Here is a 16,104-nt window from a genome sequence, read left to right as displayed (position 1 = left end):
GCCTGCGGACCTTGACCGGATGCGTCACCGGGCCTCCCGACTTCCGATCGAACGTGATCAGCACCATCCAACCGGCCGGACCGCCTTACGCGCCAACCCGGTGATCGTTTCCGGTCAAAGCACTAGGGCAGCTCGACGAAGGACCGCCGTTCTCTTGGTGGCCGGGCACGAATCCCGGCGGGCGCACCATGGCATACCGTCGCCAGTGAACGCGTCCACGAGGAGGAGCGGCAGGTTGATCGAGGTCAGGGAGCTCCACGAGATGGCGGAGTTCGAGCGGGTCAACGACCTGTTCGAGGACATCTGGCACTTCGGGCCCGGCGACCCGCCCATCACGATGGAGCTGATGCGGGCGCTGTCGCACGCGGGCGGCTACGTCGCCGGCGCCTTCGAGGGCGACCGGCTGGTGGGCGGCTCGGTCGGGTTCCTCGCCGCGGGAGGCGCGCTGCACTCGCACGTCACCGGAACGACGCGGCGCGGCGCCGGGTTCGAGCTGAAGCTGCACCAGCGCCGCTGGGCCCTGGGGCGCGGGATCGAGCGCATCACGTGGACCTACGATCCGCTCGTTCGCCGCAACGCCCACTTCAACCTGGCGAAGCTGGGCGCGCGGCCCCAGGAGTACCTTCCGCGCTTCTACGGCGTCATGGGCGACGCGATCAACCAGGGCGACGAGTCCGACCGGCTGCTCGCGGTGTGGCCGCTGACCGCGCCGCACGTGGAGGCGCTGGCCCGGCGCGAGCCCGGCGAGAGCGCGGCGCCGGAGGGCGCGGTGGTCGCGCTGGCCGACGACGGCGGCCGGCCGGTGCCGGGGCCGGTGCCGGGGCCGGTGCAGGGGCCGGCGCAGGGGCCGGAGGGGGCGGGCGCCGTGCTGGTCGCCGTTCCCGCCGACATCGAGGGGTTGCGCGGCAGCGACCCGGGAACGGCCAAGGCGTGGCGCCTCGCCGTGCGCGAGGTGCTGGGTGGCCTGATGGCGGAGGGCCGCACGGTCACGGGGTTCTGCGGTAAGTCCTACTACGTGGTGGAGCAAGCGTGAAGATCACTGGAGTTGAGCTGCGCCGGATCGCGATGCCGCTGGTGGCGCCGTTCCGCACCTCGTTCGGCACCGAGACGTCCCGCGACGTCCTGCTGGTCAGGGTCGTGACGCCGGACGCCGAGGGCTGGGGCGAGTGCGTGGCGATGTCGGAGCCGCTCTATTGCTCCGAGTACGTCGACGGCGCGGCCGAGGTGATCCGCCGTTTCCTGCTGCCCGCGTTGCCGCCGAGCGTCGACGCGCAGGGCGTGGCCCGCGCCCTGGAGCCGATCAAGGGTCACCGCATGGCCAAGGCCGCGGTGGAGACGGCGGTGCTGGACGCGCAGCTGAGGGCGGCGGGCGAGTCGTTCGGCCGGTTCCTCGGCGCGTCGCGCACCCGGGTGCCGTGCGGGGTGTCGGTCGGCATCATGGACTCGGTCCCGCAGCTTCTCGACGCGGTGGCGGGCTACCTGGACGAGGGGTACGTCCGCATCAAGCTGAAGATCGAGCCCGGCTGGGACGTCGAGCCGGTCAGGGCGGTGCGCGAGCGGTTCGGCGACGACGTGCTGCTCCAGGTCGACGCGAACGCCGCCTACTCCCTGACCGACGCCCGGCGGCTGGCCCGGCTCGACGCGTTCGACCTGCTGCTGATCGAGCAGCCGCTGGCCAACGACGACCTGGTGCAGCACGCCAAGCTGGCCGAGCAGCTCGCGACGCCGATCTGCCTGGACGAGTCGATCGAGTCGGCCGAGCACGCCGCGGCGGCGATCGCGCTCGGCTCGTGCTCGATCATCAACGTCAAGCCGGGCCGGATCGGCGGCTACCTGGAGGCGCGGCGCATCCACGACCTCTGCCGGGCCAACGGCGTGGCGGTGTGGTGCGGCGGCATGCTGGAGACCGGGCTCGGCCGGGCGGCGAACGTGGCGCTGGCGGCGCTGCCCGGGTTCACCCTGCCGGGCGACACCTCGGGGTCGCGCCGCTACTACGCGACCGACATCACCGAACCGTTCGAGCTGGCGGACGGGCACCTCGAGGTGCCGGCCGGGCCGGGCCTCGGCGTCGAGCCGATCCCGGCCGTGCTCGACGAGGTGACCACGGCCACGGAGTGGATCACCCTCTGAGGCGGGGCACCGCGGCCAGGAGGGCGCGCGTGTAGTCGTGCGCGGGCTCGCCGACGACCTGCTCGGCGGGGCCCGCCTCGACCAGCCGGCCCTGGTGCATGACGGCGACCACGTCGGCGACGTACCTGACCACGGCCAGGTTGTGCGAGATGAACAACATCGGCAGGCCCAGCTCGTCGCGGAGCCCTCGGACGAGGTTGAGCACCGCGCCCTGCACGGACACGTCGAGCGAGCTGGTGATCTCGTCGGCGACGAGCAGGCCGGGGTCGCCGCCGAGGGCGCGGGCGATCGCGACGCGCTGCCGCTGCCCGCCGGACAGCTCGCGGGGATAGCGGCCGGCCACCTCCGCGGGCAGCCGTACGAGGCCGAGCAGCCGCTTCACCTCGCTGTCGCGGTCGCGGCCCCTGACGCCCTCCGCGACCGTGTCGCCGACGGTCATGCGAGGGTTCAGCGACGCGTACGGGTCCTGGAACACCATCTGCACGCGGCGGGCGCCCTCGATGCTCCCCGTGTACGGCACGAGCCCGCAGACGGCCCTGGCCAGCGACGACTTGCCGGATCCCGACTCGCCGACGAGCCCGACGACGCGGCCGTCGGGGATCTCCAGCGTGACGTCGTCGACGGCGGTGAAGGCGCCGAAGCGCACGGTCAGGTTCTTGATGATCATGAGACCTCCCAGCAGGCGACCCGCCGGCGGGGGCCGTGCGCGACGAGTTCCGGGCGCTGCGTGGCGCACCGCTCGGTGGCCAGGGAGCAGCGGGGGGCGAAGGCGCAGCCGGGGCCGACCTGGTCGGGCGCGGGCTGGGTGCCGGGAATGCCGGCCAGCGGCTTGCTCCTGTCGGTGTCCAGGTCGGGCAGGGAGGCGATCAGCGCCCTGGTGTAGGGGTGGGCGGCGCCCTCGGCGAGCCGGTCGGCGGGCAGTTCCTCGACGACGCGGCCGGCGTACATGACGACGACGCGGTCGCACAGCTGGCCCACGACGGCGATGTCGTGCGAGATGAACAGCGTGGCCGCGCCGGTCTCTTCCACGACCTCGCGCAGCAGCCGCAGGATCTGCCGCTGCACGGTCACGTCGAGCGCGGTCGTGGGCTCGTCGGCGATGATCAGGCGGGGCGTGCCCATCAGGCCCATGGCGATCACGGCGCGCTGCCGCATGCCGCCGGACAGCTCGTGCGGGTGCTGGGCGGCGCGCCGTTCCGGCTCGGGAAGGTGCACCTGGCCGAGCCGGTCGACGGCGCGGCGGCGGGCCTCGGCCCGGCTCGCGCCCTCGTGCACGACGGCGACCTCGGCGAGCTGGCCGCCGACCTTGAGCGCGGGGTTGAGCGCGGCGAGCGGGTCCTGGAAGACCATGGCGAGCGCGGTGCCGAGCTCCTTGTCCGACAGCGTGGCGACGTCCTTGCCGCCCAGGTGCAGCCGGCCGCAGGTGACCTTCCCCGGGTAGGGGACGAGCCCGCCGATGGCGGCCGCGGTCATGCTCTTGCCGCTGCCGGACTCGCCGACGAGCCCGACGACCTCGCCGGGCGCGACGGTCAGCGACAGGCCCCGCACGGGGGTCGAGCCGCCGGGGAAGCTGACGGTCAGGTCCCGCACGTCCAGCACGGCGCCGGGGTCCGGCTCGCCGGGCTCGGGCGGCGGCGCCGGCGGCTCCTCGGCCCTGCGTACGGTCGTGCGCGCGGCGGCCCTGGCCAGGGCGTCCCCCAGCAGGTTGAAGCCGATGCCGGCGAGCGCGACGGCGGCCGCGGGGCCGAGCGCGACCTCGGGCGTCACGTAGATCCGCGAGAACCCGTCGAACAGCAGCCGGCCCCAGTCGTACGACGGTGGTTGCACGCCGAGCCCCAGGAACGACATGCCGGCCAGGCCGAGCAGGGCGCCGCCGAGCGCCTGGGTGAGGTTGAGGATGAGCGGCTCGGCGATGTTGGGCAGCACGTGCCGGGCGAGGATGCGGCGGCGGGGCACGCCGAGCATGCGGGCGGCGGAGACGTAGTCGGCGCCGGCGACCGTGGCGGCCAGCGTCTGGGTGAGCCGGGCGAAGCCCGGCGCGACGGCCGCGCCGATGCCGAGCACCGCGCCGCGCGCGCCGAGGCCGGCGACGACCGCGGTGAACATGGCCAGCAGCAGCCCGGGAAAGGCCACCAGAGCGTTGACCGTGCCGGTGGCCAGCCGGGCCGTGCGTCTGGGCAGCACGGACGGGAGCGTGCCGAGCAGGATGCCGGCGACGGCTCCGATGAGGGTGGCGGCCAGCGCCAGCGCCAGCGAGAACCGGCCCGCGACCAGCACCCTGGCCAGCAGGTCGCGGCCGAGGTTGTCGGTGCCGAGCGGGTGCTCGGCCGAGGCGCCCTGGAGGATGGCGCCGGCGTCGATGCGCTCGGCGGCCTCGCCCCAGACGATCGGGCCGGCGACGGCGAGCACCGCCATGAGCGCGACGATCACGGCTCCGGCCACGGCGGGGCCGCTCCATCGGACGGACATCAGGACTGCTCCCTGATCTCAGAGGTGGGGTCGAGGGCGCCGAGCAGGAGGTCGACGGCCAGGTTCACGACCAGCACGATCGCGCCGTAGATGAGGATCACGCCCTGGGCGACCGGGTAGTCCTTCTGCGTGATCGACTCGACGATCTTCAGCCCGAGCCCCGGCCAGGCGAAGACGTACTCGACGAGCACGCTCCCGGCGATGAGCGAGGTCAGCAGCAGCCCGCCCACGGTCAGCGTCGCGGTGAGCGTGTTGGGCAGCACGTGCCGCAGGTGCAGCCGGCGCGCGGGCAGGCGTTTGGCCCTGGCCAGGCGCACGTAGTCCTTGCCCAGCTCGCGCAGGGTCTCCACGCGGGCGATGCGGGCGATCATGGCGACGGGGCCGGCCGCGAGGGCCAGCACGGGCAGCACGTACGTGATCGGCCCGGCCTTGCCCGCGGGCGGGAACCAGCCGAGGCCGATGGCGAAGGCGGACACGAGGCCGATCGCGTACAGGAACTCGGGGACGGCCACGGCGGTGCCGGTGACGGAGCCGAAGGTCAGCTCGGAGCCGCGGTTGCGGCCGTTCTGGGTGCGGACGGCCGCCCACATGCCGAGCGGGACGCCCGCCAGCAGGGCGAGGAGGGTGGCGAGGAGGGCGAGGGCGAGGGTGTTGGGCAGCCGGGCGGCGATGACCTCGCCGACGGGCTCGCTGGTGATGAACGAAGTCCCGAAATCTCCGGACAGGACGTTGGTCACGTAGGTCACGAACTGCTCCGGGAGCGGGCGGTCCAAACCGAGCGCCGCCCTGCGCGCCTCCACCAGCTCCACCGGCGCGGTCGGCCCGAGCGCCGTGCGCACGGGGTCGCCGGGGATGAGGTGGATCATCGCGAAGGAGGCGGCCAGCAGCACGGCCAGCGACACGGCGAACCGCACCGCCCGCCGCACCGCGACCCGCGCCCTGCGCCGCGCCGCCCGCCGGCCCGCAGCCTTCCCCGCCTGGGGCTGAGGCGGGGAGGGCTGCGGGCCGGCGACGGTCCCGGGCGTCTCCAGACCGCTGGTGTCGCGCACTCAGCCTCCCTGGGTGAGCCTGATCGAGGTGGGCAAGAACTCCCCCGCCTGCATGTCGTACGTCGCCCCCTTGGCCGCGTGCAGCACCGTGTTCTCCACCACCGGCACCAGGTCGGCGGCCTCGAACAGGGCGGACTCCGCCTCGAGCCACTGCTCGCAGCCCTCGGCCGACGGCAGCTGCCCGGCCTCGGCGATGAGCGACTCGTAGCGCTTGTTGTCCAGGTGGGCGAAGTTGGCCCCCTTGGGCGCGGCCGGGCCGGACAGGAAGCCGATGAGCTGGGAGGGCAGGGTGACCCCGATCGGGAGCCAGACGACGTCCCAGTCCTGCGTGGCGTTGAGCGACTCCGACAGCTTGGCGTCGATGATGCCGTTCAGCTTCACCTCGACCCCTGCCCTGCGCCAGGCCTGGCCGAGATACTCGACCGCGGCCTGCACCCCGGCCCCGCGCGTGGTGGCGTACATCACCCGCAGCGTCAGCCGCTTGCCGTCCTTGACCCGCACCCCGTCGGGCCCCGCCTTCCAGCCGGCCGCGTCCAGGGCGGCCGCGGCGGCCGCCGCGTCGTGGGCGGGGACGTGCCCGGTGACCGAGTCGCCCTTGCAGGGGCGCGGCTCCATGACGAGCCCCGTGGCCGGCCTGCCGGTGCCGCTGGAGGCGATGCCGGCCAGCTCCTTGAGGTTGACGGCCTGGGTGAGCGCCCTGCGCACGTCCGGGTCGTGCGCGGGCCTGTCGTCTCCCTGGTGGTAGAAGTACTGGCCGTTGGTGAAGGGGACGACCTTCTTGACCAGGCCGGGCGTGGCCTCCAGGCGGGCCCGGTCGGGGCCGTAGACGGTCGCGCCGTTGATGGTGCCGGAGACGAGCAGGTTGGCGGCGGTCTGCTCGTTCGGCACGACCTTGAGCACGACGGTCTCGGGCAGGTCGGCGGCCGTCGCGCCACCCGGGCCCCAGGCGTACTCCCTGCGCACCTTGAAGGTGTAGTGGTCGCTGGGCACCGCCTCGGTCAGCCGGTACGGGCCGGAGCCGGAGGTTCCGCGGGCCAGCAGCGAGCGGTCCTTGACACCCTTGCCGCACACGATGAACAGCGACCGGGCGCTCTCCAGGATGAAGCTGAACGGCTCCGGCATGGACAACGTCACCGTGCCCGCCGCGTCGTCGGCGGTGGCCTTCATCCCGGTGGGCACCAGCACGCCGTAGATGGGCGACTTCGTGGCGGGGTCGGTGATGTGGTTGACGCTGTCGGCGACGTCGGAGGCGGTCAGCGGGGAGCCGTCCGAGCAGGTGACGCCCTCGCGCAGGGTGAACGTGGCGTTGTCGGGCTCGACCTCCCACTTCTCGGCCAGCCTGGGCACGATCTCGCCGTCGTCGGAGGCGGTGACGAGCGTGTCGTACGCGAGCGAGAGCGTGGTGTTCGTGATCGAGAGCACGCCCATGGCGGGGTCGAGGCCGCCGGGGTCGGCCGAGATGGCGTAGGTGAACGTGCCGTCCCTGACCGGCGCGCCGTCACCGGCACCGGCACCGTCACCGGCGCCGCCCGTGCTTCCGCAGGCGGCCGCGAGCAGGGCGAGCGAGGTGAGAGCCGCAGCTGCCGGTTTTCTCATGGGGGACTCCCGTCGAGCGTGGGGGGTGTGCACCACCTTCGCCCCTCGCCGGGCCCGGTGCTTCGTGCCGGGTGACGAAAAAGCCGCGCGGCCTCGTGCTAGCGGCCGAAGATCCGCATCTGCAACATCACCGTGAGCCGGGCGTCGGGGTCCGACAGGTCGAGGCCGCTGATCTCGACGAGACGCTTGAGCCGGTAGCGGAAGGTGTTGGCGTGCACGTGGACCCGGGCGCTGGCGGCGTTGACGTCGCCGAACGCGTCCAGGTACGCCCGCAGCGTGGCGGTCAGCTCGGTGCCGTGCTCCGCGTCGTGGTCGAGCAGCCGCTGGTAGGGGCCGGTGGGCGTCTGCTCCTCCGCGGCGGCCACGTCGGCGACCTGGAGGAGCAGCGACTCGAAGTGCACGGAGGTGTACCCGGCGACCTGGCCGGTGGCGCCGCGGGCGCGCAGCACGCGCAGCGCGCGGTCGGCGTCCGCGCGCGACCTGGCGACGTGCGCCAGGTTGAGCGCCAGGCGGCCAGCGCCGATGTTGGCGGCGTGCCGGGGTCCGACCCTGGCCAGGAAGCTCTCGGCCACGCGTACGGCCCGCGCCTCCTCCCCGCTGCTGTCGGGCCCGCCCGACTGCAGGGGCAGCACCGCGTACGCGACGGAGCCGACGAGCGCGGCGGCGGCCTTGGGATGGATGGCGCCGACGTGCAGCGCGAGCGCGTCGCAGAAGCGCTGCCGATCGCTCTCGCCGCGTGCCGGGTCGGCGGCGGAGTCGCCGGTCAGCTGGGCGGCCAGCACGCACAGGCGGGTGGTGGCGATGCCGAGCCGCTCGGCCGCCTCGGCCGCGTCGGTGCCGCCGGCCAGCACGGTGGACAGCAGGTCGGCGCGGAGCCGCCGCCGGGTGTCGGCCCCGGCCCGCTCGCGCAGCAGCCGCAGCGCAACGATCTTGGCGGCGTCGGCGAGCGCGCGCTGCCGCTGCTCGCTGAGCGGCTCGTGCACGGCCACCCAGATGGAGCCGAGGATCTCGTCGCCGGTACGGACCGCGACGGCGACCCGGTTGATGACGTTCTCGTCGTCGAGCTCCATGTAGACGGGGTCGCGGCTCTGGTAGAGCTGCTTGAAGAAGCCGCGTTCGTCGAGCATGCGCAGGTAGCGGTCGGGGACCTGGCGGCCGAGCACGGTCTCGACGCGGCCCTGGTCGGCCTCCTCCTGGCGGCCGGAGTAGGCGAGCACCCGCGACGACCTGTCCTCGATCGTGACGGGCGCGTCCAGCAGCGCGCAGACGGCGTTGGCCAGGGAGAACAGGTCGTCCGGCGGCCCTTCTCCCGGCTCGGCCAGATCGCCCTCGGCCAGCAGCGAGCGCAGCAGCGCGGCCACCTGCGACCAGGAGGCCGCCCTGGTGAGCCCGAGCACGGCCACGCCGGTCTCCAGCACCACGGCCCGCACCCGCTCGTCCACGTCGACGGGCAGCTTGACGACGACGCCGGCGGCCTGCCCGGCCCGCTCGATCAGGGCGCAGATGTCGTCCGCGCGCTGGACGCCGACGGCCAGCAGGATCCCGCCGGGCGGGACGATCAGCTCGTCGAGCGGGTCGTAGATGTGCACGCCCGTGACCTCGGTGTCGAGGTCACCGGGTGACGCGGCGACGTCGAGCAACGTGGTGCCGAGATCGTGAAGGATGCGCCCGAGACTGGCACGCGGGCGATTCCTCATCCGATCATGATAATCCACGAAAACGGAGTTCACCCGGGCACGCCGTGCGCGCGGGCGGCCCGGTCCGGCCTGTCCCGCAGGTCCATGCCGCCCCCTCAGCCGGTCTTCGGGGTGGCGCGGGCGCCCATGTGCACGTACGGGGAGCCGTCGGGCAGCTCGTAGAACACGACGGACGTCCAGTCGGGCGAGCCGGCCATCCGGCACACGAACGTGACGTCGTCCACGGGCACCAGCTCGCACTCCTCCGGCTCCTTCTGCAGGGCGGCCAGCGCTCCCGTGGCCTCGTACCGCAGCCAGGGCCTCCCGTCGCGCGACGACACCGTGATGCGGGCGCCCACCCGCTCGTAGACGCCGGTGTGGCGGGAGGCGTCCCCGCCCACGTCGACGTCCGCGTCCTGCTCGGGCGGCTCCGGCTGCCGGGGCACGGCGAGGCCGTCGAGCTCGGCGAACAGCTCCGCGGCCACGGCGCGGGTGAAGGAGCCCGAGTGGCCGCCGTTGGCGGTGACGCACGCGATGGTGCCGGTGCCGGGCACGGCCCAGAGCATGGCGTGCTGGCCGATGGTGTTGCCGCCGTGGGAGATGACGAGCTGCCCGTCCCACTCGTCCAGGATCCAGCCGATGCCCCACTGCTTGCCGAGGGTGTGCGGGTTGGGGATGTCGATCTGCGGCTCCCACATGGCCCGCGGGTCGTCGAGCAGCCCGCCCTCCCCGGCCGTGCGCAGGTGGGCCTGGGCGAAGGCGACCACGTCGGCGGGGCGGGCGCAGATCAGCCCGGCCGGGCCGGCCGAGCGCATGAGCCCCCACGCCGGAGCCGGGGCGCCGCCGTCCACGTGGCCCATCGCGGCGCGGAAGCGCAGCACGTCCTCGGGCAGGGTGCAGGTGTGGGTGAGGCCGAGCGGCTCGACGATCTCCTTCCTGAGCGCGTCGTCCCATCGGTCGCCGGTCAGGCGCTCCACCACGCGGCCCGCGACGATGAACCCGGAGTTGCAGTAGGACTGGGTGACGCCGAGCGGGTGGTTCTGGGCCAGGTCGGCGCACGCCTCGACGTACTTCTCGACGCAGTCGTCACCGCGGCCGGTGTCGAGGAACAGGTCGCCGTCGATGCCGCTGGTATGGGAGAGCAGGTGCCTGATGGTGACGGTCTTGGTGACCTCGGCGTCGGCGACCTTGAACTCCGGCAGCACCTCCGCCACCGCCGTGTCCAGCGTCAGGCGGCCCCGCTCGATCAGCCGCATGAGCAGGGTGGCGGTCCACACCTTGGTGACCGAGCCGATCTGGTAGAGCGCGTCCGGGGTCGCCTCGACGCCGGTGGCGGTGTTGAGCGTGCCCGCGGCGAACTCGTGCAGCTCTCCCTCGTGCAGGTACGCCAGCGCCGCGCCGGGCACCTCGTACTGGGCGATCAGCTCGGGGAGCCGCTGACCCATTGCTCCAGCCACGTGATGATCCTTTCGTTGTAGTCGTACCGGTGTGAGGGCCGGCCGTTCAGGATGAACAGGTGACTGGCGCCGGGGTAGCGCACCAGCCGGACGGGCACGCGCCGCTCGCGCAGCGCGGCGAACCACTGCTCCGACTGGCCGACCGGGCAGCGGTCGTCGCTCTCGCCGTGCAGGAGGAGCGTGGGCGTGCCGACCTCGGACACGTACGTGATCGGCGACTGGGCGGCGAGGTCACCGGCCCATTCGTGCACCTTCATCACATACCCCAGGTCCGAGGTGCCGGCCAGGCTGGTCAGGTCGCTCACGCACCCGCCCGGGATCGCGGCCTTGAAGCGGCCGGTGTGGCCCGTCAGCCAGCACGTCATGTAGCCGCCGTAGCTGTAGCCGGTGACGGCCAGCCGGTCGGGGTCGGCGACGTTCTCCTCGATCAGAGCGTCGACGGCGGCGAGGAAGTCCTGGGCGTCGGCCAGCCCCCACGCGCCGACGGCGGCGGTGTAGAAGTCCTCGCCATAGCCGTCGCTGGCGCGCGGGTTGAGCGCGAGCACCGTCCAGCCCCTGGCCGCGAGGGCCTGGTGGTAGAGGTGGAAGCCGTCGAGCACGGGGGCCCAGGCGTTGTGCGGGCCGCCGTGCACGTCGAGCAGCAGCGGGCCGGGGGTGGCGGCGTTCTCGTCCCGGAGCACGAAACCCTCGACGAGGGTGCCGTCGGGGGCGGTGAACGTGCGGCGGGCCGGAGTGAACAGTTCGACGCCGTCGAGCGCGTGGTCGGTGAGCCGCGCCGGGGTCTCTCCCGGCCGGCCGAGGTAGACGTCGCCGGCGCTGTGCGGGGTCGCGGCCACGTACGCGATCCGGCCGGCCGCCACGCTCGCCCCCGACACGCTCGCCTCCTCGGGCACCAGCCGCTCGCCGGTGGCGCGGTAGAGGTGGGAGCAGCCGCGGTCGCGCACGCAGAACATCAGGTCGTCACCGTCATCGGTGAGCGGCGCGGGGGCGGCGCCGGGGTAGCCGGGGGCGCCGGTCATGACGTTGCGGTCCAGCCCCGTCTCCACCTCCTCGGGCACACCGCCGGGGGCGAGCGTGAAGAGCCGTACGTGCCCGACCGGGCCGCCCTTCACGCCGGTGACGACCAGCCGCTCGCCCGGCCACCACACGCCGGTGCAGATGAGCTCGGGACCGGTCAGCCGCCTCGGCTTCTCGCCGGGCGCCACGGTGTGGACGGCTCCGCCTGCCTCCAGGTCGCGGTCGGCCTCCATGTCCGCGACGAACGCCAGCCGCGTCCCGTCGGGACTCCACGACGGCTCCCCCGCGAAGAAGTCGCCCTCGGTGACCTGGGTCGTCTCCCCGCTTGCCACGTCCACCACGAACAGGTGCGCGCTCATCCCGCGCAGCAGCCCCGTGCCGTCCGCCTTGTACTCCAGCCGGTCGGTCACCACGGGCGCGTCCGGATCGGGGGCCTGCCCGCCGGGCCCCACCGGAGCGCTGAACGCGATGCGGGTGCCGTCCGGCGACCACCGCGGCGCCCCCGCTCCCAGCGCCGCCGAGGTGAGCAGGGCCGGCTCGCCGCCGTCCATGGGGAGCAGGTGGATCTGCGGCCTGCCGTCCACGGGCCGCAGGAACGCCAGCGTCCGCCCGTCCGGCGACCACCGGGCCGCGCTCCCGCCGGCCAGCCTGCGCGGAGGGGCGCCGGGCGCGGCGAGCCAGATCTCCGTACGGTTCTCGTCGGCGTCCCGGTCGACGGTGGTCAGCGTGTACGCGACCGCGCCGCCGTCGGGGCGCAGGCAGGGATCGGAGGGAACGGCGAAGCGGTAGAGATCATCCAGGGTGAGTCGCGCCATATCCGAACCGTAGAGCAGCACCATCGCCCCTTCTTCGGACTATCCGACGAACGGCGCGGCTTCCGTAGTGCGCGAGCCCAACCAGGAGACATCAGTTGATCAGCCGCTCGTAGGTGAGGCTCAATCGGTAAGACCGGCTCTTCAGTGATGGATCGTCGATCTCAAGGAAACCGTCTTCGACCCACTTCCTGGCCAGGCCCGTCACGGTGCGAGGGCTGAGGGACAGATGGGCCGCCATCTCGGCGGTGGTGGCCGTCCATGATCGCGACAGAATTCCAGCAGACGGCGGCGACGCGGATCGAGCCGCCTGAGCGCCGCTGAGTCGTCACGCCCCGGGGTGCGGCCTTGGACGTCGGCGGCGCGTGCGCGGACTGCCCCAAGAGCGTCTGCCATGCTTTGACAGAAGAAGTGGACAAAGCCGGGGATGTCCGCCTCAGCCCGACCCATGTAGTAGTTGTCCGATGGTCCGACTGTGAGTGCCGCGTAATACGCGTGAAGGTGGCGGGCGTAGTGCTCGTCGAGTGAGTAGATTCCCTTGAGGCCGTAACCGGCCCGATGGAGGACCAAGGTGGTCAGCAACCGTGCCGTGCGGCCATTGCCGTCGTCATGGGGATGGATCGTCGCGTACTGATCATCGCGTTCTCGTTCGGGAAAGTGGGCACCTTGGAGCGCCTCCGCCACCTGCGCCTGGGTGAGGCGGTTGCCTTCGATCTGCGTGGAGTAGTGCGTCGCGGCGAGCCGGGCCGTGCGACGGAGGCCAGCCAGCACCTCGACGTTGATCGGCAGCTCCATGATCGCTTGCCGATCGCGGGCCACGCCGACGTACCCGAGGCCGTGATGTACGCTTTCCGGCCGGTCCTGCGCCAGCTGCGGCAGCAGCGCGGCTACTCCCTGCGCGAGCTGGCCAACCCGACCTACTACGACCACACGCAGATCGCACGCGCCGAGCGCGGAGACTTCCTCGCCCCGCTCGATCGGGTCAAGGACCTCGACAGAGTGCTCGGTGCCGGCGGGCTGTTGACAGCGCTACGCCAAGGGGACGGCCCCGCCCCGCCGGTGAGCGAGGTGCGTGGACTCCACGACGGCGAACCCGTCACCCTGGAGATGACGGACACGGATGGCAAGATGGTGAAAGTGAGGATCTCGCGTAGGCACTTCGCGCATGCTGGCCGGCGGAGCACTTTCATCGGTTCTGCCCCCGCTCGGTGATCCCGAGCAGGCGCAGCGCGTCGCGCAGGCGATTGAGCAGCCCGCGCGTGTCGACGGCCAGGTCATCGACTACTTCCGCCGCGTACTGGCCGAGCACTACACCGCCGACAAGATGCTCGGCCCTCGCAGCTTGCTGCGGCCGGTGCTCGCGCAGATCGAGGTCCTCGACGAGCTCCGCCGGGGCGCCGGTGCCGCACACGCTGACCCGCTCCTGCACGTACTCGCCCAGTACGCCGAAATGGCCGGATGGCTGCACCAGGACCTGGGCGAGACCAGCGAGGCAATGGACTGGACGCGGCGCGCGGCCGAGTGGGCCCACTGCGCCGGTGACACCCAGATGACCGCGTACATGCTCGTCAGGCAGGCCAACATCGCGTGCCTGACCGACGACCACGCCGCCGTCGTCCAGCTCGCCGCAGCCGCCCGTCGGCACCCGGCTGAGCTGGAGCCGAAACTGAACGCGCTGGCCGCCCAGCAGCAGGCCCGCGGCCTGGCCATGCTGGGCGAGCACAACCAGGCGTTCGACCTGCTCGACCTGGCGGCCGAGATCCTGCGCGACCACCCGCGCCTCTCCTACGCTGAGGTGCCGGTCTACCTGCACTACTATGGCTCCGACACCCTGATGGAGCAGTCTGCGGCCTGTCATCGGGCCGCCGGCCGCGCCGACCGTGCCGTGACCATCCTGGCCGAGCAGATCGACAAGCTTCCCGCCCACCTCGTGCGTGACCGCGGCCACCTCACCGCCAAGCTCGCCATTGCGGTGGTCCAGGGCGAGCACGACCCGGCCCGTGCCGCCGATCTCGGCCACCGAGCTCTCAACGGCGCCCTGCGGACCAGGCCGGCGCGCATCCGCCGGGACTTGCACACCCTCGACGGCCAATTGTCGAAACGGTGGCCGGACCACCCGGACGTGAAGGCGCTCCACGATGCGCTGGCTGAGTGACCCGGGAAGAAAAGGGCGCAGGATGGACCCCTGTCCCGGTGATCAGGTCGGCGCTGCGTACGGTCGCTGGCCGGACGGCCACCGGTCGGTGCTCACCCACCTACGGAGCCATTCACACAATCCGGTCGGCTGAAGAATCGAGGGGAACGCCAATGTGTGCGGATCGTACCCATTCGTCGTCGACCGCGGCATGGCACACTGCTTCGGCGGTGATCAATGTGGCGAGACCCCAACTGTTGTCCCACGTTTCCCGGCCGGCTGGGGTGGCGGTGATCCATCGCTCGACACTGGCGAGATCGGGAACTGGATCCCAGTCCCAATCCATCGCGTCGAACTCGACGACGAGGCCACTTTCCGTGCGGTAAGAGACTAACGGTGGGACGTCGTCAATCCATTGAATACTCAGGCAAGGGCCGTACTGCGCCAGAGCGGGAAGAGCTTCGCCGGTGGCGGGATCAACGCCGTAGTCCATGATGACGGTGCCGTTGCCGAGGCGCCCGATGAGCATGCGGAGGCCCCAATCACTGAGGTATGCCGGCTGAGTGCTCTCGGACGAGATGCCGTAGGCCGCCAGGACGTCATCGATCTCGGTGGCGGAACACCAAGTCAAGACGACGACGTCCGAAGTGTGCTGACTGAACCACTCAAGATAAGTTGAATCGATCATGGACGTTCCTCTTAGTTGACAGCGCTCCGCTGCCGGCCACGTTGTTAATCTCCGCCGATCGGCGTGCCGCCCGCCGCCGGGTTGAAAGAATCTAGCGGCGGACGGCACGGTTCTAATTATCCACTACAGCCATCACCAATACCGGATAGATCGGGTGTAGTGACGTCTGGTGGGATGACTCCTGCCGGAGGGGTACTGCCCTTCTTGGTCGCATCGACCCAGAACGGATCCTTCTCAAGGATACGCTGTTGTTGGTACCAGCCGGAGAGCAGTGCCCCCGCAGTTGTGTTGTCTTGGCACTCTATGATTGCGACCGAAAAGTTGATGCCCGCGTAATGGACGCCCTCATGTGTGGAGGCGAAGGGATACTCGTCACATGATCTCTTCGTAACGCCGGGTGGAGTTGTCCTGATTTTTCTGCACTCGCGTTTAGCGGCTCTGCCGTTCAGGTCCGGGACGGTACCTTTCACCGTACGTTTTTCCGTGGATCTAGTCAGGCATCCGGTCTGAGACGCACATCCGCGGTCCAACGAGTTGTATCGGCCGGGGATGTTCTTCGTTTTCTGCTCGCCGTTCGCATCGTAATACTTCGTATCGGTGTTCTGTTGGTCGTAGAGAGCTTTCCAGATGTGGGCCGCCGTTTGATCCACTCCAATACCAGTGTCGGGATTCGCTGCTCGGTTGCCGTCCAGGTGCCACACGGGTCGCGAACTCCAGACGACGCATCCACCGGTGTGCTTAGCGATCTTGGGTGAGCTGTCGCAGCGGAATTCCAAGCGATCATCGTCTAGCCATCCGGCTTGCTTGTTTACGTCATCCGTCTCTGGATAATAGACCGAGGGCCGGATTCCACAGAAACCTCGGTGGTCGGGTCCAGGAAAACTAGCCGCCGGCGAGGTTAGGACGATAAGGCGATCAGGGCCCTGGATCCAGTCGCCTATATCTTCAGTGAGCCCTTCCGCGTAAGCCCCCGCGACAGAGTGTGATCCTCGGGCCGCCCCGACGCCGGCGCCCCCGATGATCGAGAAGCGTAAAGCCCCTGGTAGAAGTTGGTCTTGCGACAGATCGACTTCGGA

General features: G+C 71.5%; 14 protein-coding genes. 4 read left to right on the top strand and 10 right to left on the bottom strand.

The window, feature by feature from the left end; translation table 11 throughout:
* Window positions 1-235 precede the first annotated feature (235 nt).
* Window positions 236-1,033 (top strand): GNAT family N-acetyltransferase, encoded by a 798-nt coding sequence (locus ABGB01_RS45090; RefSeq protein WP_347780431.1) that lies wholly within the window; start codon window positions 236-238, stop codon window positions 1,031-1,033.
* Window positions 1,030-2,130, top strand: a complete 1,101-nt coding sequence (gene menC, locus ABGB01_RS45085; RefSeq protein ID WP_347780429.1) for an o-succinylbenzoate synthase — start codon at window positions 1,030-1,032, stop codon at window positions 2,128-2,130. The genes ABGB01_RS45090 and menC overlap by 4 nt, the downstream gene beginning before the upstream one ends.
* On the opposite strand, the gene ABGB01_RS45080 is transcribed toward menC, so the two are convergent.
* The 8 genes from ABGB01_RS45080 to ABGB01_RS45045 all read right to left on the bottom strand — a co-directional run bounded on the left by ABGB01_RS45080 (window position 2,120) and on the right by ABGB01_RS45045 (window position 12,447).
* A complete protein-coding gene (locus tag ABGB01_RS45080; protein WP_347780427.1) occupies window positions 2,120-2,797 on the bottom strand; it encodes an ATP-binding cassette domain-containing protein in 678 nt (225 codons plus the stop codon). The genes menC and ABGB01_RS45080 overlap by 11 nt on opposite strands.
* Window positions 2,794-4,599, bottom strand: coding sequence for a dipeptide/oligopeptide/nickel ABC transporter permease/ATP-binding protein (locus tag ABGB01_RS45075; RefSeq protein ID WP_347780425.1), 1,806 nt, complete (start codon window positions 4,597-4,599; stop codon window positions 2,794-2,796). Before ABGB01_RS45075 ends, ABGB01_RS45080 begins: the two co-directional genes overlap by 4 nt.
* Window positions 4,599-5,648, bottom strand: a complete 1,050-nt coding sequence (locus ABGB01_RS45070) for an ABC transporter permease (protein ID WP_347780423.1) — start codon at window positions 5,646-5,648, stop codon at window positions 4,599-4,601. The genes ABGB01_RS45075 and ABGB01_RS45070 overlap by 1 nt, the downstream gene beginning before the upstream one ends.
* Complete coding sequence (locus tag ABGB01_RS45065; protein WP_347780422.1) at window positions 5,649-7,244, bottom strand: ABC transporter substrate-binding protein; 1,596 nt, start codon at window positions 7,242-7,244, stop codon at window positions 5,649-5,651.
* Window positions 7,245-7,342: 98 nt separating this feature from the next.
* Complete coding sequence (locus ABGB01_RS45060) at window positions 7,343-8,941, bottom strand: helix-turn-helix domain-containing protein (protein ID WP_347780421.1); 1,599 nt, start codon at window positions 8,939-8,941, stop codon at window positions 7,343-7,345.
* Between the two features lie 95 nt (window positions 8,942-9,036).
* Window positions 9,037-10,377, bottom strand: a complete 1,341-nt coding sequence (locus ABGB01_RS45055; RefSeq protein WP_347780420.1) for a serine hydrolase domain-containing protein — start codon at window positions 10,375-10,377, stop codon at window positions 9,037-9,039.
* Entirely contained in the window at window positions 10,341-12,209 is a 1,869-nt protein-coding gene (locus tag ABGB01_RS45050) for a S9 family peptidase (protein ID WP_347780419.1), read from the bottom strand. The genes ABGB01_RS45055 and ABGB01_RS45050 overlap by 37 nt, the downstream gene beginning before the upstream one ends.
* A gap of 91 nt (window positions 12,210-12,300) precedes the next feature.
* Entirely contained in the window at window positions 12,301-12,447 is a 147-nt protein-coding gene (locus tag ABGB01_RS45045; protein ID WP_347780418.1) for a hypothetical protein, read from the bottom strand.
* 317 nt (window positions 12,448-12,764) lie between these two features.
* On the opposite strand from ABGB01_RS45045, the gene ABGB01_RS45040 reads away from it, so the two are divergent.
* On the top strand, window positions 12,765-13,418 hold the full coding sequence (locus ABGB01_RS45040) for a helix-turn-helix transcriptional regulator (protein ID WP_347780416.1): 654 nt from the start codon (window positions 12,765-12,767) through the stop codon (window positions 13,416-13,418).
* Complete coding sequence (locus ABGB01_RS45035) at window positions 13,372-14,361, top strand: hypothetical protein (RefSeq protein WP_347780414.1); 990 nt, start codon at window positions 13,372-13,374, stop codon at window positions 14,359-14,361. Before ABGB01_RS45040 ends, ABGB01_RS45035 begins: the two co-directional genes overlap by 47 nt.
* A gap of 112 nt (window positions 14,362-14,473) precedes the next feature.
* Here the strand turns inward: ABGB01_RS45035 and ABGB01_RS45030 are convergent, their stop codons facing one another.
* A complete protein-coding gene (locus ABGB01_RS45030; protein ID WP_347780413.1) occupies window positions 14,474-15,028 on the bottom strand; it encodes a hypothetical protein in 555 nt (184 codons plus the stop codon).
* 116 nt (window positions 15,029-15,144) lie between these two features.
* A partial coding sequence (locus ABGB01_RS45025; RefSeq protein WP_347780412.1) for a NucA/NucB deoxyribonuclease domain-containing protein occupies window positions 15,145-16,104 on the bottom strand: 960 nt, incomplete at its 5' end.

This window comes from Nonomuraea sp. B5E05, assembly GCF_039880665.1.
GTDB lineage: Bacteria > Actinomycetota > Actinomycetes > Streptosporangiales > Streptosporangiaceae > Nonomuraea.
The sequence above is the reverse complement of the archived record's forward strand: the minus strand, read 5'-3'. Positions and strand labels throughout refer to the sequence as shown.

What these genes read in the sequence shown, in the direction of transcription:
- ABGB01_RS45080 (WP_347780427.1), bottom strand. Translation starts at nt 2,797, where the DNA reads ATGATCATCAAGAACCTGACCGTGCGCTTCGGCGCCTTCACCGCCGTC.
- ABGB01_RS45050 (WP_347780419.1), bottom strand. Translation starts at nt 12,209, where the DNA reads ATGGCGCGACTCACCCTGGATGATCTCTACCGCTTCGCCGTTCCCTCC.
- ABGB01_RS45040 (WP_347780416.1), top strand. Translation starts at nt 12,765, where the DNA reads ATGGAGGACCAAGGTGGTCAGCAACCGTGCCGTGCGGCCATTGCCGTC.
- ABGB01_RS45035 (WP_347780414.1), top strand. Translation starts at nt 13,372, where the DNA reads ATGCTGGCCGGCGGAGCACTTTCATCGGTTCTGCCCCCGCTCGGTGAT.
- ABGB01_RS45075 (WP_347780425.1), bottom strand. Translation starts at nt 4,599, where the DNA reads ATGTCCGTCCGATGGAGCGGCCCCGCCGTGGCCGGAGCCGTGATCGTC.
- ABGB01_RS45065 (WP_347780422.1), bottom strand. Translation starts at nt 7,244, where the DNA reads ATGAGAAAACCGGCAGCTGCGGCTCTCACCTCGCTCGCCCTGCTCGCG.
- ABGB01_RS45030 (WP_347780413.1), bottom strand. Translation starts at nt 15,028, where the DNA reads ATGATCGATTCAACTTATCTTGAGTGGTTCAGTCAGCACACTTCGGAC.
- ABGB01_RS45060 (WP_347780421.1), bottom strand. Translation starts at nt 8,941, where the DNA reads ATGAGGAATCGCCCGCGTGCCAGTCTCGGGCGCATCCTTCACGATCTC.
- ABGB01_RS45045 (WP_347780418.1), bottom strand. Translation starts at nt 12,447, where the DNA reads ATGGCGGCCCATCTGTCCCTCAGCCCTCGCACCGTGACGGGCCTGGCC.